This is a genomic window from Bradyrhizobium sp. HKCCYLS20291 (assembly GCF_051167715.1).
Classification (GTDB): Bacteria; Pseudomonadota; Alphaproteobacteria; order Rhizobiales; family Xanthobacteraceae; genus Bradyrhizobium.
In genome coordinates this window covers 35,537-54,769 of sequence record NZ_JBNPTO010000013.1, presented here as the reverse complement: position 1 = coordinate 54,769, position 19,233 = coordinate 35,537, and the positions used below count along the sequence as shown (strand labels likewise).

Below are 19,233 nucleotides of genomic sequence, written 5' to 3'. Positions count from 1 at the left end.
CATCGGCGAGCGCCGCCCGCGCTCGCCACAATGAATTCTTCCACGGTGACTGGTCCGCCGTGCGTAGACGAACAAGGAAGGACCAGGGAGGAAACCAATGTTGAAGTCGATGTTGTTTGCCGGTGCCGCGCTGGCGCTCGTCATGAGCTCCGCGCCGTCGTCGGCCAAGGAGCTGAAATCGATCGGCGTGTCGCTGGGCTCGCTCGGCAACCCGTTCTTCGTCGCGTTGTCGAAGGGTGCCGAGTTCGAGGCCAAGAAGACCAACCCGAACGTCAAGATCACCACGGTCGGCTTCGAATACGACCTCGGCAAGCAGGTCACCCAGATCGACAACTTCATCGCCGCCGGCGTCGACATGATCCTGCTCAACCCCGGCGATCCCAAGGCGATCGGTCCGGCGATCAAGAAGGCGCAGGCCGCAGGCATCCTCGTCGTCGCCGTCGACACCGCGGCCGAAGGCGCCGACGCCACCGTGACGACCAACAACGTCCAGGCCGGCGAGATCGCATGCCAGTACATCGTCGACAAGCTCGGCGGCAAGGGCGACGTGATCATCGAGAACGGCCCACAGGTGTCGGCGGTGATCGACCGCGTCAACGGCTGCAAGAATGTGTTCGGCAAGGCATCGGGCATCAAGGTGCTGTCGAGCGACCAGGACGGCAAGGGCTCGCGCGAGGGCGGCCTGACGGTGACGCAGGGCTATCTGACGCGCTACACCAAGATCGACGCGATCTTCGCCATCAACGATCCGCAGGCGATCGGCAGCGATCTCGCCGCCCGCCAGCAGGGGCGCACCGGCATTGTCATCACCGCGGTCGACGGCGCGCCCGACATCGAAGCGGCGCTGAAGGATCCGGCCGCCCAGCAGATCCAGGCCTCTGCCTCGCAGGATCCATTCTTCATGGCCCGCCGCGCCGTGCAGATCGGCGTCGGCCTCCTGAACGGCCAGAAGCCGGCCTCGACCGTCGAGCTCCTGCCGTCCAAGCTGATCACCCGCGACAACGTCGGAGAATACAAGGGCTGGACCTCGGAGCGGAAGGAGTAGAGTCCTCCGCTTGATCAGCGTCGCGCTGCATAAACTTGAGAACGCCGCCCGCCTGGGCGGCGTTCTGTTGACACGCTCCGTCTTTGGCATCGTGGTTCCAGCCAACGCCCGACAGGAAGCACGGACGACTGACTCGCGCCCCGCCGGGAGATATGGCAAACAACGAACGCGACGGAGAATTCCGGCGACGCCAGTCGCATCGAAGCTGGCGAAAGTCCTTTTCGGGGATGAATGCCGATGGCTGCGACGCTCGACGACCTCTTGCCTGCGATCACCAAGGCCGGTGATCAAGGACTGAGCCTGGCGAAGATCAAAGCCGCGTTCGGCAGCAAAGCGGCGGCCAAAAAAGGCTCGCCGGAACTTCGAGACAAGCTGGCCACGCTGGTCCGGAGTGGTGATGTCTGGGGCCCGCTGAAGCAGGGCGTGGCCCAATTGTATTTCGCCAGGGGGCGCGGCCCTTCCATCGAGACGGCGAGCCATGCCATCGTGACGGCGATCGGCTCCTCCGGAGTCAAGCTGATTTCCAAGCCGGGTTTGGAAAAGAAGATCACCGGCACGAACAAGAAGTTCTTCCCGGACGGCCTCAAGCACGCCATCGCCAGCCAGGCGATCGTCGAGCTGACCTGCGGCAGTTCGAAATATTATCTGCATCGCAACGTCGCGGCGGACTATTTCGGTTTCGAGGCCACGACGTCCGATCAGGCGCCGACGCCATCCCGGGCGCGCGATGGAGCGCCTGCTTCAGGGCCCACGCTCACGTTGGAGGACCTGCTCCCCGCCTATCGCCATCTCAAGGCCGAACAGGGCGGCTTCTCCGCTGTGAAGATCTTCGACCTGATGAAGGCAAGCGGTGAAGCGAAGGAAGATCTTCATCGTCTGCTGATCGAAGAGACCAGAGCGGGCCGTGTGACGATTCATCCGACGACCACCGTCGACCTTCCCAGGGAGGAGATGGACGCCGGCATCCGGCTCGCCGGCTTTCCCGAGCCATTTGTGACGGTGGTGGTCAAAAACGAACCATGACCGACGCCTACGTCGACATCCAGGTCAATCCGTTCGAGGACGCCATCGTCCGCGAGCCCCGGGACGTGACGTTTTCGGTCAGCGGTCTCAATGATGCGCCACTCGACCGCGTGCTCGCCAAGTTCACCGCACTCGACCGGGGCGAGCTGCCGCGCAACAGCCCAGTCAAGGCCGACCGCGCCCAGCTCGTGGTCTCGCCCGATCGCGGCTACGGCAAATCACATCTGCTGGGCCGGCTGTTCGCGTCGCTCGGCCGCAAGGCCACCAAGGTGTATCTCCGTCCCTTCCAGGATCCCTACAAGGCCTGGCAGTCGATCCTGCTGCTGACGGTCCAGGAGCTGGATCGCCCCGATGACGGGACTGCTGATGCGCCGACCCAGCTCAGCTCGCTGGCCATCGGAACGTTGGCGCATATCGTTGCCGACTTCGCACAGAACGGAGCGCCTGAGATCAACGCAGCGGTGCCGGCGCTGCGGCAGTTGGCGAGCGGCACACTTCCCGCAGCCGAGATGCCGGCCCGGCTCGCATGGCTCGGCGCGCTGTTCGCCAGCAACGGGCCGATCAACCGGCTGGTTGGCCTTCTCAGAAGCCGGCACATCGACCTGCATGGACACGAGAAGGCCTGGCTCAAGATTCTCGTGGCCTGCGCGTTCGACGAGCCCGACGGCGAGCGGCGGCGCGCCGCGCTCAAATGGCTGCGGGCCGAACCGCTGGAGCAGGACGAGGTCGAGCAGCTTCGCCTGGAGCAGTCCGACAATGACGGGCGCGGCGACGCCAGCCCCCAGGAGATCAACACCCTGAGCTTCCGCCGTCTGCAGGGTCTTTGTCAGCTCGCGTCCTACTACCGCCCGTTCGTGTTCTGCTTCGACCAGACCGAGTGCTATGCCAGCGATCCCCTGCTGATCAAGGCGCTCGGTAATTGCATTGAGCAGCTCTACGCCGAGCTTCGCAATCATCTCACCGTCGTCACGGCCAATCAGCGAAACTGGGTCGACGACATCAAGCCGCATCTGGAGCCGGCGCACCGCGACCGCTTCTCCCAGGAGATCGCGCTCGAAGGCATCAACAAGGCCGGCGCACGCGAACTGATCGAAGCACGGCTGAAGAGCGGCGGAGTGCCGGCCCGGAGCATTGCGCGCTTTTTTGCCGACAACTGGTTCGACGAGCTGTTCTCGACACTCGTCGAGCTCGGCGTGCGCGCGCTGCTGATGCGCGCGGAGGATCGGTTCAGGGCCCTGGCGCGCCCCAATGCTGCGCCGCCGGCCCTGCAGACGCTCGACGATCTCTTCCAGATCGAGCTCAACAACATCCGCTCCCAGAAAGCGCTGCAGGCCTACAATCAGGATTGCCTGATGTGGTTCGCCAAGGATGTCGGCCAGGCGATGGCCTGCGTGAAGGTCGGCCGCACCTCGGGCCGGCGCTACTTCTCGTTCGAATGGCGCTGGCCGGATCGCAGCGTCTATTTCGCCTTCGAGGGCGGCGACCATTGGCGGCGCTGGAAGGCGATCGCTGACGAGGCGATTGCCTTGGCCGATGCGCAGGCCGGGCGGCGCACGCTCAGCTATGTGTTCCGCACACCCGATCTCGCCCGGGTGCCGCGCGCGTCCTGGGCAGTCGCCAAGGCGACCATGGATCGCGCAAGCGGCCGCGGCTTTCACATCGTCGAACTGACCGCCGATCAGGTCTGCGAGCTCCACGCCGCGCGCGAGCTCTATTCCAACGCGCTGCAAGGCAACATCGCCTTTGGAGGCGCGGAAACGCTGGCCTGGCTGCAAACGCGGTTCGCGGCGATGCTGTCGGACATCGTATCCGCCGGACTGCCGATCCGGGTCCGCCGCGTCGATGCCGGCGGTCCGGCCCCGAAGGAGCGTGCGAAGGCGGAACAAACCTCCGCTGCATCGGACGGGCTCGATGGCGAGCAACTTCGTCGCGTGCTCGACCTCGTCCGCGAGCAGCGCGTCGTCGACATCTCCGTCGTCCTCGACAGGCTCGGCCGAGTTGATTTGCGCGATCCGCTGTTGCGCAGCGTCGAGGCCCATCCCAATCTCAAGGCCCATCCCGGCCCCAAGACGATCTTCCTGCAATGGCGCATCACAGCATAACGGCGACCGAGCTCACCTTCGCCGTGCTCGAGCCGGACTGGCGCAAGAGATGGCTTGATGGCGAGAAGCCGTCGACCAAGAGCTTCGCGCCGCCCGGGACCGCGCGTGCCATGGGCGTGCAGTTCCACAAGGAGGTGGAGAAGGTCGTCACCTGGCTGACCGCGCCGGGTAGCCTGAAAAAGGCAGCGCGCATCGACACCGCCAGCGGCCTCGTCGACCATGTCTGGGCTACCACGCTGCAGGCCATGACCGACAAACTGTTCGAGGCGGGACGCGGCGAGGATGCCGCCGCCTTCACCGAACGCATGCGTCATTTCTGCGCCCGCCTGATCGCGCTGAGAACGCGAGCGCGCCACTTCGAGACCTGGCAGGACGTCTTCGTCGGCGCCGAGCAGGATCTGGCTTCGATTCCCGTCCGTGTCGGCGATGGAACGGTGGAGGTCCGCGGCCGCGTCGACGCCATCCGCATTCACCCCGCCGGGCATCTGGAAGTCATTGACTACAAGCTGAGCCAGGGCGCGCGGCAGAAGGCCGACCTCGTGCAGCTTGCGATCTATGCACACCTCCTGCCGATCTGGCGTCCCGGCTGCGAATTCGCCGGCACGCTGGAGTACTACCTGCCGGAATTCCAGGAGGTCTCGGTCGCACCCGACGAGCTGAGGGACATCTTCACCGGCATGGTCGAGCCGGTGCTGCTGGAGATGTTCAGCCACGAGGCCGGCTCGCCTGCGCGCGCTGCGGCCACGCCAATCAAGGCACGGCCGATCGCGCCGATACCAGCCGAGGAAAGCGCGCACGCAGCACCGCCCGGCTCGAATTCACTCGGCAAGGCCGTCGTCGAGGCGTTCCGCAGCTTCAACCTCGCGGTCGAATGCGCCGATGTCATCGAGGGACCGCAACTGATCCGGCTGCGTCTCACGCCGGGCTCCGGCGTGAAGGTGTCGTCCCTCGCCAACCGCGCGGCGGACCTGCAGGTGAAGCTCGATCTCACCGAACCGCCGCTGATCAAGGCCGGCAAAGGCTTCGTCATTCTCGATCTGCCGCGGCCCGATCCGAAGCCGTGCCTGCTCAAGGACGCGCTGGCCGGTTCGCTCGCGTCCGCCTTGAAGAGCATCGTGAGCTTCCCGATCGGCATCAACGTCGACGGCAACATGATCGTTGCGGATTTTGCCGATCCCAACACCTGCCATGCGCTGGTCGCCGGCTCGACCGGCAGCGGCAAGAGTGAATGGCTGAAAGCCATGGTCGCGAGCATGCTGCTGCGGGGCTCGCCCGACCAGGTGAAGATCGCGCTGATCGATCCGAAGATCCTGACCTTCGCGGGCGTCGAGGGCAGCCCCTATCTCTGGCGTCCGGTCGCCACGACGCTGACCGAAGCGCTAAAGATCCTGCGCGATGCCGTGAAGGAGATGGATGCGCGCTATGCCATTCTGAGGCGCGAGAACGTCGTCAATCTGGGCGACTACATCAAGGCCGGAAAATCGGACCTGCCATTTCTCATCCTGATCTTCGACGAATTCGCCGACCTGATTCTGACCGGGAAGGAGGACAAGAAGGAATTCGAGACCCTCGTCGCCCGCATCGCCGGCAAAGGCCGCGCAGCCGGCATCCACCTCGTGCTGGCGACGCAGCGGCCGGATCGCGCCGTGGTTACGGGCCTGATCAAGTCCAACCTGCCGCTGAAGGTCTGTCTCAAGGTCGCCAACGCCGTGAACGCCCAGATCGTGCTCGACGAGCCCGGCGCCGAGAGCCTGTTCGGCAAGGGCGACCTGCTCTGCGATCTCGGCCGCGGCCTGGTGCGCGCGCAGGGTCTGTTCATCCCCCAGGCTGAATTCCTCGCCGCGCTCGGCCGCAGCTAATCGGCCTGTCGCGTTTGCGACAACGATGCAGGCCTCCACGCGATTTGTAGGCTGTCTCCGCTGGTCCGGAACTTGCGTGAGGCTGCCTGACGGCATCAATCAGCGGGTGATCCGATGGCTTTCACTGCAGTCTGTCCGACAAGCGCCATGACCGAGGGCGGCATGGGCCTGTATCAGGTCGGCAAGAAGAGCGTGCTGCTGCTATGGCCCGCCGGCGGAGAACTGAGGGCCTATCGCGGCCGCTGTCCGCATGCCGACGTGCCGCTGACCGAGGCGACGTTCGATGGCAAGACCATCATCTGCCCGCACCATCAATGGGGCTTCGACGGCGTGAACGGCAGGTGCGTGACCCATCTCGTCCGCAATGCGCTGCACGCCTACCCGCTGCAGGTCGAAGGCAGCGAGATCCAGGTCGACGTCGGTCCGGTGAAGCCGGCGCGCGCCGCCAACTGATCGGGTCGAACTCGCCGCGGCTGCGCGACGTCCGCGCAGCAAACGGCGGGCGACGGGTTGCCCCGACTATCCCGTCGCCATCAGCCGCTTCATGAACTGGTCGACCTCGCGACGCAGCGTTTCGACCTGACCATGAACCCGCTCGGACGCGTTGTTGACCCGCGACGCGATCCGGCCGGTGTCGGCGGCAGCGCTGCTGATCGCGCCGATGTTGGACGCGACCCGTGCCGTACCGGACGAGGCTTCCTGAACGTTGTGCGCGATGTCCTGCGTCGCCGCGCCCTGCTGCTGGATCGCGACCGAGATGGTCGAGGCGATCTGGTCGATCTCCGCGATCGTTCGTGCGATCGCCTCGACCGCCGCGACCGACGTGGAGGTCGAGTGCTGCATCTCGGTGACCTTGGCGCTGATCTCTTCGGTCGCCTTGGCGGTCTGGTCGGCAAGACTCTTGACCTCGGCCGCAACGACGGAGAAGCCGCGCCCGGCTTCGCCGGCTCGCGCCGCCTCGATCGACGCATTCAGCGCCAGGAGATTGGTCTGTTCGGCGATTTCGCTGATCAGCTTGATCACGTCACCTATCCGGACCGCGGCATTGGCAAGCTCGCGGATCTCGCTGCCGGCACGATTGGCCTCACCGACCGCACGCCCCGCGCTTTCGGTGGAGCGTGAGACCTGCCGGCCGATTTCGGCGATCGAAGAGGCGAGCTGATCTGCCGCGCCCGCTGCCGTCTGAACATTGGACGACGCACGCCCCGAGGCGGCGATCACATCTTCGGTCTGACGGCTGGTTTCCGTCGCGGCGGTCGCAACGTGGCCGGCGTCGGACTCGAGATCCTCCGCTGCCCCGGCGAGGCCGACGACGATCTGATCGAGTTGCGTGCCGAATTGCCGCGCAAGGCCCGCGATCTCGACCACCCGGCGGCCGAGGCTGTCGGTGCCCTGGTTGATGAGCGCTGCCGAGCGGCGGAATGCACCAGGCAAGCCTCGCACCATGATCTTGCGGAAATGCTTGCCTCGGCTGGCATAGTCCATCGACGCCGACGCCTCGCGCACGAACGCATCGGTGATGTCGAGCATGTCGTTGATCGATTTCTGCAGCAAGCCGAGGTCGCCGTGCTGGCGCCGGCTCAGCACCCGCGGCTCGAGATTCCCCTTGGCCGCGCTGTGGCAGACCATGGCCGCCTCCGCGACCACGGCGGCGGCGACCCGGAGCTGCCACAGGGCAAGGCCGAGCAGCAGCACGACCGCGATGAGCAGCGCCACGCCTCCGGCGAGTGGGGTCGCGCCGGCGACGACGAGCCAGACCATCCCGCCGAGCGCCAGCAGCGCAGCGGCCGCGATCGACATCTGCGCCTTAGAGAGAGAGCACGAACTCATCATATTCAACGCCCTGTTGTTTGATCACGCCGACCATCATGTCGAAGCTTGCACGCAGGCCGTCCTTGGCATTGGCGTGGCGCGCCTCTTCGTCGCACAGCGTCTTGTAGATGGGCTTGAGGCGCTCGATCGGCGCCCGCTCCGGTCTGCGGCGGTTGGAATGATAGCCGATGATATTGCCTTGGTCGTCCAGCGTCGGCGTCACATGGGCGAGCACCCAATAGTGGCTGCCGTCCTTGGCCAGGTTGATGACATAGGCGAAGATCTCGCGCTTGGCCTCCAGCGTATCCCACAGCAGCTTGAAGACGCAGCGCGGCATCTCGGGGTGGCGGATCAAATTGTGCGGCGCAGCCAGGAGCTCATCATAGCTGTACTTGGCCATGCGGATGAAGACGTCGTTGGCGTAGGTGATGCGTCCCTTGCGGTCGGTCTTCGAGACGATCAGGTCCTCTTCGCCGAGCATGTGCTCGATTCCGGTCGGTCGCACAATATGGGCCATGGCTGGTCCTTCTCGCAGTCATCACGATGCAGGGCGGACAGACGGGATGGCCCGGTCGACGCGTTGGCAGAACCGGCGCCGCCCGGCGAGCGGCCGGGTGTCGCCAGAACCCCCATCGGCCGGCTTTCGTCGGCGCCAAGGAAAAGGCTGTCCGCCTCCCGGGCCTCAATATGACGTTAACTGTCAAACATCCCGTTAACCTGGAGCTCCGCCAAAATACAGAAGCGGCCCGCGGCGGGGCAGGACGTTTCCCTGCTCGGCAGCGCCGCCGAGCAGGTCGCCGGCCGCCGCGAGCTGATGTACGGCGAGCCAGCTGCCATGGTCGATGATCTCGATGGCGAGACCGGGCGACAGACGATGACGAGCGCCGCGAGACGTCGTGGATCGTCGACCAGACCCAGACGTTCGGGGTGAGTTCGAGGACGAGGCCTATCCGTCACGGCGGGACGAAGTCGGTTCCGCACGCAGCGCGGTTTCGGCTATATCGGAGGTGGCCGCCCGACCGGCGGCGACGTGAGCCACCGCTGCACCGGAGACCGCGATCCAGATGGACCTCTCGACCGAGGAACTGCTCGGCCTGTCGGAGCCGGCCTTGATCGCGGCCTACGCCGATGCGCGCCGCCGCTTCGTGCAACAGAAATTTGCGCGGGACACGCAGCGCGCGCGGCTCGAATGGATGCGGGCCAAGGCATTCGTCAACAGCTCTGGCAACGTGACCGAGCGCAACATGGCCGTGATGTTGTCGGACGAACTCGCGCGCAAGGGCCAGGAGGTCCGTGAGCTGACGCGGGAGTTGGACCTCGCCAAAGCCGAGGTCGACGTGATCGACATGGTGATCCGCCTGCGCGGCGCACATGGGCTTTCGTCCCGCTCATCGTCGACCGGACAAGCCGACGAGCCCGGCGAGGGTCTCGCCGAGCCGGATGCCGAGCAGGATCTGGGCTGACGCACGGGCCGGTCGGGGCGCTCATGCCCGACCGGCCCGGCGCCCCCTGCCTCAGAAGAAGCCGAGCTTCTTCGGGCTGTAGCTGACCAGCATGTTCTTGGTCTGCTGGTAGTGGTCGAGCATCACCTTGTGGGTCTCGCGTCCCACGCCCGACTGCTTGTAGCCGCCGAACGCCGCATGCGCCGGATAGGCGTGATAGCAGTTGGTCCAGACGCGTCCGGCCTGGATCGAACGGCCGAAGCGGTAGCAGGTGTTGGCGTCGCGGCTCCACACGCCGGCTCCCAAGCCGTACAGCGTGTCGTTGGCGATCGACAGCGCCTCGTCCTCGGTCTTGAAGGTCGTGACCGAGACGACGGGTCCGAAGATCTCCTCCTGGAACACGCGCATCTTGTTGTGCCCCTTGAACACCGTCGGCTTGACGTAGTAGCCGCCGGCGAGATCGCCGCCGAGCAGATTGCGCTCGCCGCCGATCAGGAGCTGCGCGCCCTCGTTCTTGCCGATGTCGATGTAGGATAGGATCTTGGCCATCTGCTCGGACGAGGCCTGCGCGCCGATCATGGTCGCCGGATCGAGCGGGCTGCCCTGCACGATCGCGCCGACGCGCTTGAGCGCACGCTCCATGAAGCGCTCGTAGATCGACTCGTGGATCAGCGCGCGGCTCGGGCAGGTGCAGACCTCGCCCTGGTTGAGCGCGAACATCACGAAACCTTCGATCGCCTTGTCGAGGAAGTCGTCATCTTCCGCGCAGACATCCTTGAAGAAGATGTTCGGCGACTTGCCGCCGAGCTCGAGCGTGACCGGGATGAGGTTCTGCGAGGCATATTGCATGATCAGCCGCCCCGTCGAGGTCTCGCCAGTGAAGGCGATCTTGGCGATGCGGGGCGAGGACGCCAGCGGCTTGCCGGCCTCGAGGCCGAAGCCGTTGACGACGTTCAGCACGCCTGGCGGCAGCAGGTCGCCGATGATCTCCATCCAGACCATGATCGAGGCCGGGGTCTGCTCCGCGGGTTTCATCACGACGCAATTGCCGGCGGCGAGCGCGGGCGCAAGCTTCCAGGCCGCCATCAGGATCGGGAAATTCCACGGAATGATCTGGCCGACGACGCCGAGCGGCTCGTGGAAGTGATAGGCGATGGTGTCGTGATCGATCTCCGCGATCGAGCCTTCCTGGCCGCGGATGACGCCGGCGAAGTAGCGGAAGTGATCAATCGCAAGCGGGATGTCGGCGGCTGTGGTCTCGCGGATCGGCTTGCCGTTGTCCCAGGTCTCGGCCAGCGCGAGCTTGGCGAGATTGGCCTCCATGCGGTCGGCGACCCGGTTGAGGATCAGCGCCCTCTCGGTCACGCTGGTGCGTGCCCAGCCGTCCTTGGCCGCATGCGCGGCATCGAGTGCCGCCTCGATGTCGGAGGCGTCGGAACGCGCGATCTGGCACACCGTTTGGCCGGTGATCGGCGAGACGTTATCAAAATACTTGCCGGCGTTCGGAGCCTTCCAGCCGCCGCCGATGAAGTTGTCATAACGCGCAGCGAACGGCGGCTTGAGCGCCGCATTGACGTCAACCTTGGTCATCTGTCTCTCCCATTCACGCCGATGCACACGGCGTTGAGGACAAGCTCGGTCAAATGCGCGCGACAAGCCAGAGGCCGGCTCGACCCCTGCTGCGGAAGTGTCGCAGTTCTGAGACAGATGGCAGTGGAATGATGGAGGAGCGGACGCGATCAGAACTCCTGATCGGACGAAACGATCGCCACAGGATCGTCAGCCCGCCGGCCCGCGCCGCCACATTGTTAGTTCCGCGAAGACAGCTACGCCCGGAGTAAGATCCGGGCGTGACGACGAACTAACGACATTGGTTCTAGTTGCGACTGGTCAGCGCTCGAGCCCGAGCCGCTTCATCTTCCGGTGCAGCGTCGCGCGCGACATGTCGAGTTCTTTCGCCGCCTTGGAGACATTGCCGCCGGCGCGCGCCAGCGCGCGCTTCAGCACAGCCCGCTCGGCGGCGTCGATGTCATCGTCCCCGGCGGTCGTGCCCTTGATGACGTCACCGGCCGGCACCGGACGCGCCAGGGCTGAGCCGGACAGGCCCAGCGCGCGGCGGGCGGCGCGCGTGGCACCGACGACGAGGTCGTTGTTGTCGACCGCGAGCAGCGAGTTGATCTCGCGCTCGCTGTCCGGCGTCAGCACGATGCGGGCGTGCGGGAAGGCCTGGCGGAAATTCTCCGCCTCGATCAGCCGCGCGGCATCGGCCACCGTGGTCGCGATCAGCCGTCCGAAGCCCTCGGTGAGATCGGTGCGGCAGGACGACACGTCGAGCGCGGCCTTGAGCTGGCCGTGCTCGTCGAAGATCGGCGCAGTCGTGCAGAACAGCCGCGCATTGCGGGTGAGGTAGTGCTGATCGCGGTCGATGGTCAAAGGCCGCTTCTCGACCAGGCACGTGCCGATGGCGTTGGTGCCCTCGTGCCGCTCGCTCCAGACCGCACCGGTCCATAACCCCCAGGACTCGAAGGTCGAGTCGTCGCCGCGCGCGCCGCGGCGGTCGAGCACGGTACCATCGGCATCGGCGAGCAGCACCGAGCAGCCGACGCCGCCGACGGCGAGGAACAGGCGATCGAGGCTCGCCTGCGCGATCGCGAGCAGCCTCCCGAGCCGCTCGCGCGCGGCGGCGATCTCGGCCGCCGTCAGGCGGCAAGACGGGGCGTGGGTGGCAGGGTCGAGCGCATGCAGATGACCCGAGCGGCGCCACGAGGCGGCAAGCGCCGACACCGCCGGCCCGCCATTGGCGACGACGTCGAGCACATGGTCCGAATGGGAATTCCCGGGCAAACGCCCCATGTCCTTCCTCCGGCCCTCTCCCAGCCCCTGCGGCCCTCAAGGGTCCCGCGGGTATTTTCGTCATATTGAAGGGACTACAACACCCCGCCTTGATCCGCGTCAAGGATCGGCGGATCGGACCTGCGCCGGCTCCGGTGTTGCCAAGCGCGTGAGCTTCGTGGCAATCAACTCCCCGCGCCATGGCGGCGTGGCATACCGTTGGTCGTCCAGGCACTTGCGGCAGAACGAAGCGACCGTCGGATCCGCCGCACGGTCGCAAAGCGCCGCAAGGCCGCCGTTCAGACGCAGGCGGCAAACATCGGGCCGCCCCCGAACCGGAGTTCTCGCATGAGCCGCCTCGTCTATGTTCTCAACGGGCCCAACCTCAACCTGCTCGGCAAGCGTCAGCCGCACATCTACGGCCACGAGACACTGGCCGACGTGGAACGGGATTGCCGGACGCTGGCAACAGAACTCAGGCTGGAGATCCGCTTCCACCAGTCGAACCGCGAATACGAGCTGATCGACTGGATCCACGAGGCCCGTGAGACGGCGGGCGGCATCGTCATCAATCCGGCGGCGTTCACCCACACATCGGTCGCGATCCTCGACGCCCTCAACACGTTCGATGGCCCGGTCATCGAGGTCCACATTTCGAACGTGCACAAGCGCGAGGAATTCCGTCACCATTCCTTCGTCTCCAAGCGCGCCGACGGGGTGATGGCCGGATTCGGCACCCAGGGCTATCAGCTCGCGCTGCGGCGCGTGGCCAGGCTGATCGACGAGGCCAAATCGGGATCATGACCCGCCCGCGCGTCCGGCTCGCCGTTGCCGGCGCTGGCCTCATCGGCCGCCGCCACATCGAGCAGATCGGCGCCTCGCAAGAGGCGGTCCTGACGGCGATCGTCGATCCCGCACCGGCGGCGCAGGAGCTCGCACGGGAGCTGAACGTTCGCTGGTTTTCATCGCTCGACAAGATGGCCGCCGAGGCCCGGCCGGACGGCGTGGTGGTCGCCACTCCGAACCAGATGCACGTCGCCAATGGCATGGCCTGCCTCGCCGCCGGCCTGCCTGCGCTGATCGAGAAGCCGCTCGCCGATGACGTCACGGCGGCCGAGACGCTGGTCGAGGCGTTCGAGCGCGCCGGCGTGGCGCTGCTGACCGGCCATCATCGCCGCCACAATCCGATGATCCAGCGCGCCAAGGCGGAGATCGAGTCCGGCCGGCTCGGCCGGATCGTCGCGGTCAACGGCCTGTTCTGGCTGATCAAGCCGGATGACTATTTCGACATCGCCTGGCGGCGCGAGCCGGGCGCCGGACCCGTGCTCGTCAATCTCATCCATGACATCGATCTGCTGCGTCATCTCTGCGGCGACATCGTCGCGGTGCAGGCGGCGCAATCCAACCGGGTGCGCGGCCACGACGTCGAGGACACCGCGGCCATCATTCTCCACTTCGCCTCCGGAGCGCTCGGCACGTTCGCCGTCTCCGATACGGTCCAGGCGCCCTGGAGCTACGAGTTCACCAGCGGCGAGAATCTGGCCTACAGCCGGACGCAGGAGAGCTGCTACCAGATCGGCGGCACGAAGGCGTCGCTGGCGATCCCGCAGCTCGACCTGTGGCATCATCCGGGCGCGGCAAGCTGGTGGACGCCGATCGCGCGCGAGCGGCTGAGCTACGAGATGCACGACCCGCTCGGCCTGCAGATCGCCAATTTCTGCGCCGTCATCCCCGGCACGGCCGCACCGGTCGTCAGCGGCCGCGAGGGCCTGAACACGCTGCGCGTGATCGCCGCGATCAAGCGCGCGACCGCCAGCGGGGCGTGCGAGCAGGTCTGAAGCACGGCGCCCGCCCTCGGCGGGCCCGATTCACTTATGGATGAATCTCTATATTTACACTATCTTGACGTGTATCAGCACGAATAGTAGCTTCATAGTCGGAATGCCGATTGATCCGCGACGCCGAAGCAGCGTCGCTCTAGCAATGCAATGACCTAGACATTTTCAGAGAATGCGACGGGTGCTGATTGGCGCCTCGTGGCCCGAGGACGTCAGCTGGAGGTGAGCGCGACAGACGCCGCCGCTCATCCCTCATCAGCTCATCCCGCCGACAAGGAGGACCAGACCATGAAAAGCCAATCCACAAAGCGTATGGTCTTGCTCGGGTGTGCGGTGTTCGGCTTTCTCAACGTGCCATCACAGAGCTGGGCGCGGAGCACCAAGCCTCAGTGTCAGATCAAGCACGTGCCAGCCCTGCTCGAGGGCTGGAAGACCGCGTTGAACAAATCCACGCCACAGAATCCATCGCCGGTTCTCGATACCTATCAGTCCGATGCCGGCCGCAATCAGGCGGTGCTGCTGCCGACCTGCGCCAATGGTCCGCTCGTCGGCCAGAAGGAGATCAAGGGCTATTTCGAAGAATTTCTGAAGAAGAGCCCTCAAGTGGAGATCGACGTCGACAAGGCCAAGATCAACGGCAATTGTGACTACGCCGTTGCCAGCGGTCTCTACGAATTCACGTTGAAATCGCCGTCGCCCAGCCCGACCGTGCTGCTTCGCGCGCGCTATACATACGTCTTCCACAATCGAAAGATCGTGCAGCATCACTCCTCCGTAGAGCCCGATTCCGGGCCTGGAAATGTCTGCCCTCCCAAGCCTTAGGGATCATGAACCACGGACGAGCTTGAAAGGCATGCCGGTCGAGCCGCCCTGCAGATCGCCAATTTTTGCGCCGTGATCCGCGGCACGGCCGTCTAAGCGAAAGCGCCGCACTCACCCACCGTGGTCGAAGCGCTTCGCGCAGCGCGTAGCGAGGTCGCCGTCAGTCACGCCGGTGAAGCCGAAACCATTCCAGGCATAGACCTGCGTCCGGGTCGATGAGGGCGTCGCCGTATCCAGCATGATGAAGGAGTCGCCGCGATGCAGGGCGCAGAGATAGGACTGCCCTGAATCGTCGGCGACCAGCGCCGCATCGAGCAGCGGCCAGGCCAGCGCCGATCCGCGCCACTTTGCCACCAGCCCATGACCAGTGACCTCGTAGACATAGGGTCGCGGACCGTCCTCGCCGTCGATCGGCGAGGCGTGGCGCTCGAGCGTGAACAGCAGCGGCGGCTGATCAGCAGCAAGCCTTCCGGCTTCCGCCGACAGCAGCGCGCGCGGCGGCGTGCGCCAGCGGCTGGCCTCGGCGCGGCCTTCGAGAACGAGGCGGTCCGAGGCGATCGCGCCATTGCGGATCCATGGGCTGATGGCCTGCCCAGCTACACGCAGCGGCGTCCCCGCCTTGACCGGACATTGCGCAAGACTCGTCGGCGACGAGTCTTGGGCCTTCGCCAAGGCCGGATATGCCGAGCCCTCGGGAGTCCTGGTGTCCAGGCCGCCGCAGACGAGGCGATCACCGTTGATCTCGCAATCGGCGATCAGGCCGCGCTTGGTCTGCGGATATTTCTGGTCGAACACATGATTGCCGAGTGAGTAGAACACCGGCTTGCCGTCGACGCAGGCCGGCGGCTGCACCACATGCGGATGCGCGCCGATGATCAGATCGGCGCCCTGCCCGATCAGCCATTTCGCGCCGGCCTCCTGCTCCGGGACCACCCAGTCGGCGAGCTCCTTGCCCCAGTGCACCGAGACGATCACCCACTCCGCCATGCTTCGCGCCAGCCGCAGCTTCTGCGCCACCTGCCAGGACGGCAGCCGGTCGATCTGCCCGTCGCGACCGGCCACGAGGTTCAGGCTGATCAACGCGATCGTCCGCCCGCGGACATTGACGAACGCCGGCGACTCCGCCGACCCGATCGCACCGAGGCCAGCGGCCTGCAGCGCTTCGCGCGTCGCCCTGCGCCCGGCCTCGCCGAGATCGCCGCTGTGATTGTTGGCGATGCCGAGAGCAGTGAAGCCGGCATCCTTGAGCAGCGGCACCAGATGCGGATCGACCGCGAAACACAGCTCCTTCGGCGCCTCGCATGCCTCGGAGGCGCCGACCGTGGCTTCAAAATTGCCGAGCACGAGATCGGCGCCGCGGAGCACGTCGCGCAGGCCATGCCACGGCGACAGCCCGCCGCGCGCGGCGATCTCGCGCGACACCTGGCGGGACAGCATGATGTCGCCGGTGAGCAGCAGCCGCGCCGCGTCGGCGTCCGCCGCCTCTGCTCGCACGCTGACGAGCGCGAGCAGCAGCGCTAGCCAGATCCGCATCACGGCTGGCGCGCGGGACACGACAGCACGTTCGCCGACAGATGCCGCGACACCCAGTCCGGCCGCGCCTGCCCGTCGACCATCTTCCGCCACTCGGCATCGTCGAGCGGCCGCGGCGATGCGAACTCGTAGTAGGAATAGACGCCGCCCTTGACGATCTCCGAGCGGCCGTAATGCGGCACGATCTGATCCCATTCGAGCGGCCTGCCAACGCCGAGCTCGCGCGTGCCCGATGGCGCATCGGCGACGTCGACCACCTTCATCATCGGATCGGGATTGGACAGCGCGTATTGCGGATTCGACAGGCTGGAGAAGATCAGGAAGTTGTGCTCGGCAGCGCGGCCGACATATTGGATGAGCTTGTAGTCCTCGGCGCCGAGCATCTCGCCGCGCAGTTCCTTTTCCGCGATCCTCTGATACTTGCGAACATTGTCGCGCGATTCCGTCAGGCGACGGACGATGCCGTCGCGGAGCCGGCCATTGGCGGCGGGATCGGCGGCGAGGCTCCGGCTGTCGCGCACCATGGCGATGGTCGCATCGAACAGGTCGGCGATCGCCGCGAAGCTCGCCGGATCAGGCTCGACATAGCCGCGCGGCGGCTGCATCACGATGGCCTCGAAGCCGCCCTCGCCGCATTCGGCCACCGTTTTGTCGTTGACCAGCACGGTGGCGTGGCGCAGCGTCGCCCATGACGCGAGGCCGGTCTGCAGGCGCTTGGCGTTCCAGACAGGACCCGCGACCGCCGAATTCGTGGTGCTGTCGGCCCATTGCGTGGCCAGCGCGGCGATCCAGGAATCGTAGAGGCCGTTGCGCGACCTGCCGCCGGCTGCGGCAAAGCGCTGGCGCACGGCGGCGATGCGGCCGCCGAGATTGGGATAGGCGGCGATGTCACTGGCGAGCAGTTCTCCGGCGAGACGATTGCCGGCGACGGCCGCGAAATCGAGGCCCGAGGGCAGCAGGCGTGAACCACCATCGCGCGTCACGATGCGTTCGGATGCCGGCCGATCAGAATGGTCGACCACATTGTCGAGCGCCTCATTGTCCCAGCCCCAGGACAGCGGAAACAGCCGCGTGCCGCGCGTGTCCGGATGCGAGGCGATGGTCGAGGCCGCGCCACCCCAGACCAGGTCGAGCCGCGACGACGCGATGAACGGCCGGTAGACCGCGATCCAGTCGGTCGCAGCCTTGCCGACGGCGGCATCGAGGCCGCGCAGGACAGCGGTGTCCTCGGCCGACAGCGGCAGGGCGCTGAGATAGCGCACGGCGCCGAAGTAGCGCTTCTGCTGATCGGTCGTGTAGTGGCCGCGCGGCTTGAACTGGGCGAAGTCGAGCGGCGCCTGCAGCGCCAGCGACTGCTCGGTACCGCGCGCCGCGACGATCAGACGGGCCTCGGCATTCGTCTCGCCGCGACCATCCATCACCGCATGCGCTGCGGCAAAGGCCTTGGCCATGCGGCTGCCGGGATGGCGCTTGGCGAGCTCCGCATCGGCCGCGGCAACGAAGCGTGCGAAGGCCGGCGACGCCTGCTCGCGCTCGAGGATGATGAACAGCCCGTCGAAGGCGGCGCTGTACAATTCCCAGAACAGGTCCGTGGTCACGAAATACGGCCGCGTCGGCACCCGCGTATCGGGCGCGCCGCATTGATAGGATTCGGTGTCGTACAGCTTGAAGAGCTGGTCCATCTCCGGAAGCCGCCGGAACAGGCCGCGGTCGCGCAGGAAGGCCTGCTGATCGCCGGCGCTCTCCATGTACATCCAGGCATTGGCGACGTCGGCGAGCGGCACCGAGATCGGCAGATAGCGCAGGGTTTTCGTCGTCCCCTGAGCGGTCAGCGCGACGACGCCGCGGCCGTCCGGCATCTGCGACGGCACGGAATCCAGCTTGAACTCGTTGAGCGCCGACTGGTCGGAGCCGTCGATCAGACCCTTGATGCGAATGCCGGGCTGGCCGGCCTGCCAGTCGATCGCCGCGATGCCGTTCGGCGTGTAGGTCAGCGTATGGCCGCAGTCGCGGCCGAACGGCACGCTCTTGCCCCAATTGTCGGCGGCGTAGCTGAGCTTGTGCAGGCATTTCTTCTGGTCCTCCCAGACCAGCTGATTGCCGGCGGGATGGAATTGCAGCGGCAGCGCCGATTGCGCGATGGTCGTGTTCGGCGTCTCGTCGTCGTCCTTCTTGCCGGCGTCGCGCTGCGGCCCGACCACCGTATACAGCCCCTTGCCGGTCTCGGTGACGGTGCGCAGCGCGTAGGCGCCGCTGGCGAGCTTCTCGCCGAAGAACAGGCGCAGCACCGGCGTCTTCTCGCCATTCACCTCATAGGGGCGCGGACCGACGACGAGCCGTCGCAGCGACGCGGCGCTGGAATACACCGTCTGCGCGGTGAAGCTCGCCGCCTTGGCGTCGAGCTTCAGGATCTGCGATCCACGCTCGCTTGTCGCGAGCAGAAACACCGCCTTGCCGCGCGGGTGCCAGGTGATCGAGGCGAGCCTGATCTGGGCCGGCACGTCGATGCGGCGGGAGAATCCGTCGCGGCCGAACGTCCAGAACGCCACCTGCTGGCGGCGGGATGCGTCCTCGATGATGACGGCAACCTCGGCCCCGGTCGGCGATGCCTCGTAGTCGCGCAACGAGATCCCCTGCGGCAGATCGAGCGCGACCGCCTCGGCCGGCGATCGCGCCACCACGGTCTCTTCCTCGTCATAGGCGAACGGCCCCTGATAGGGCTCGCTCGGCGCCGTCGCCTCGTCGACGAGCGGAGCCTGCGCGCGGGCACCGGTCATCACCAGCAGGATGGCACAGCCGGCCAGCAGCGCGCGGGATACGATCGTCATGCGGTTCTCCGTTTCCCTGCACGCAGCCGAGTACGCCCGGCTCGATGGTCGGATCAATATGTCCGCGCGCGGCATCGAAACGTTCAATGGCACGGCT

General features: G+C 66.2%; 15 protein-coding genes. 9 read left to right on the top strand and 6 right to left on the bottom strand.

What is annotated here, in order from left to right; genetic code table 11:
- Positions 1 to 97: 97 nt before the first annotated feature.
- The 5 genes from ACQR07_RS25295 (at position 98) to ACQR07_RS25275 (ending at position 6,482) form a co-directional block, all read left to right on the top strand.
- Entirely contained in the window at positions 98 to 1,045 is a 948-nt protein-coding gene (locus ACQR07_RS25295) for an ABC transporter substrate-binding protein (RefSeq protein WP_434904834.1), read from the top strand.
- Positions 1,046 to 1,282: 237 nt separating this feature from the next.
- Positions 1,283 to 2,068, top strand: coding sequence for a hypothetical protein (locus ACQR07_RS25290; protein ID WP_434904833.1), 786 nt, complete (start codon positions 1,283 to 1,285; stop codon positions 2,066 to 2,068).
- Positions 2,065 to 4,170, top strand: coding sequence for a hypothetical protein (locus ACQR07_RS25285; RefSeq protein WP_434904832.1), 2,106 nt, complete (start codon positions 2,065 to 2,067; stop codon positions 4,168 to 4,170). The genes ACQR07_RS25290 and ACQR07_RS25285 overlap by 4 nt, the downstream gene beginning before the upstream one ends.
- A complete protein-coding gene (locus ACQR07_RS25280; RefSeq protein ID WP_434904831.1) occupies positions 4,152 to 6,029 on the top strand; it encodes a DNA translocase FtsK in 1,878 nt (625 codons plus the stop codon). Before ACQR07_RS25285 ends, ACQR07_RS25280 begins: the two co-directional genes overlap by 19 nt.
- Positions 6,030 to 6,143: 114 nt before the next feature.
- The gene (locus ACQR07_RS25275; RefSeq protein ID WP_434904830.1) at positions 6,144 to 6,482 is read left to right on the top strand and encodes a Rieske 2Fe-2S domain-containing protein; all 339 of its coding nucleotides are present in this window, start codon (positions 6,144 to 6,146) and stop codon (positions 6,480 to 6,482) included.
- 66 nt (positions 6,483 to 6,548) lie between these two features.
- Here ACQR07_RS25275 and ACQR07_RS25270 read toward each other — a convergent pair whose 3' ends face one another.
- Both ACQR07_RS25270 and ACQR07_RS25265 read right to left on the bottom strand, forming a co-directional pair.
- Complete coding sequence (locus ACQR07_RS25270) at positions 6,549 to 7,859, bottom strand: methyl-accepting chemotaxis protein (RefSeq protein ID WP_434904829.1); 1,311 nt, start codon at positions 7,857 to 7,859, stop codon at positions 6,549 to 6,551.
- Positions 7,837 to 8,358 carry a PAS domain-containing protein gene (locus ACQR07_RS25265; protein WP_434904828.1) on the bottom strand — a complete coding sequence of 174 codons (522 nt, stop codon included), beginning with the start codon at positions 8,356 to 8,358 and terminating at the stop codon, positions 7,837 to 7,839. The genes ACQR07_RS25270 and ACQR07_RS25265 overlap by 23 nt, the downstream gene beginning before the upstream one ends.
- 547 nt (positions 8,359 to 8,905) lie before the next feature.
- Here ACQR07_RS25265 and ACQR07_RS25260 point away from each other — a divergent pair.
- Entirely contained in the window at positions 8,906 to 9,304 is a 399-nt protein-coding gene (locus ACQR07_RS25260) for a hypothetical protein (protein WP_434904827.1), read from the top strand.
- Positions 9,305 to 9,355: 51 nt separating this feature from the next.
- On the opposite strand, the gene adh is transcribed toward ACQR07_RS25260, so the two are convergent.
- Together adh and ACQR07_RS25250 are read right to left on the bottom strand one after the other, a co-directional pair.
- A complete protein-coding gene (gene adh, locus ACQR07_RS25255) occupies positions 9,356 to 10,873 on the bottom strand; it encodes an aldehyde dehydrogenase (RefSeq protein WP_434904826.1) in 1,518 nt (505 codons plus the stop codon).
- A gap of 300 nt (positions 10,874 to 11,173) precedes the next feature.
- A complete protein-coding gene (locus ACQR07_RS25250) occupies positions 11,174 to 12,136 on the bottom strand; it encodes a helix-turn-helix domain-containing protein (RefSeq protein ID WP_434867820.1) in 963 nt (320 codons plus the stop codon).
- Positions 12,137 to 12,463: 327 nt separating this feature from the next.
- Here ACQR07_RS25250 and aroQ point away from each other — a divergent pair, with 327 nt between their 5' ends.
- From aroQ to ACQR07_RS25235, 3 genes are all read left to right on the top strand, one after another.
- Positions 12,464 to 12,919 carry a type II 3-dehydroquinate dehydratase gene (gene aroQ / locus ACQR07_RS25245; protein ID WP_434904825.1) on the top strand — a complete coding sequence of 152 codons (456 nt, stop codon included), beginning with the start codon at positions 12,464 to 12,466 and terminating at the stop codon, positions 12,917 to 12,919.
- A complete protein-coding gene (locus ACQR07_RS25240; RefSeq protein ID WP_434904824.1) occupies positions 12,916 to 13,953 on the top strand; it encodes a Gfo/Idh/MocA family protein in 1,038 nt (345 codons plus the stop codon). The genes aroQ and ACQR07_RS25240 overlap by 4 nt, the downstream gene beginning before the upstream one ends.
- 288 nt (positions 13,954 to 14,241) lie before the next feature.
- On the top strand, positions 14,242 to 14,775 hold the full coding sequence (locus tag ACQR07_RS25235; protein WP_434904823.1) for a hypothetical protein: 534 nt from the start codon (positions 14,242 to 14,244) through the stop codon (positions 14,773 to 14,775).
- A 111-nt stretch (positions 14,776 to 14,886) separates the two neighbouring features.
- On the opposite strand, the gene ACQR07_RS25230 is transcribed toward ACQR07_RS25235, so the two are convergent.
- Positions 14,887 to 16,308 carry a CapA family protein gene (locus ACQR07_RS25230; protein WP_434904822.1) on the bottom strand — a complete coding sequence of 474 codons (1,422 nt, stop codon included), beginning with the start codon at positions 16,306 to 16,308 and terminating at the stop codon, positions 14,887 to 14,889.
- The gene (locus tag ACQR07_RS25225) at positions 16,308 to 19,136 is read right to left on the bottom strand and encodes a DUF3160 domain-containing protein (protein WP_434904821.1); all 2,829 of its coding nucleotides are present in this window, start codon (positions 19,134 to 19,136) and stop codon (positions 16,308 to 16,310) included. The genes ACQR07_RS25230 and ACQR07_RS25225 overlap by 1 nt, the downstream gene beginning before the upstream one ends.
- Positions 19,137 to 19,233: the final 97 nt, after the last annotated feature.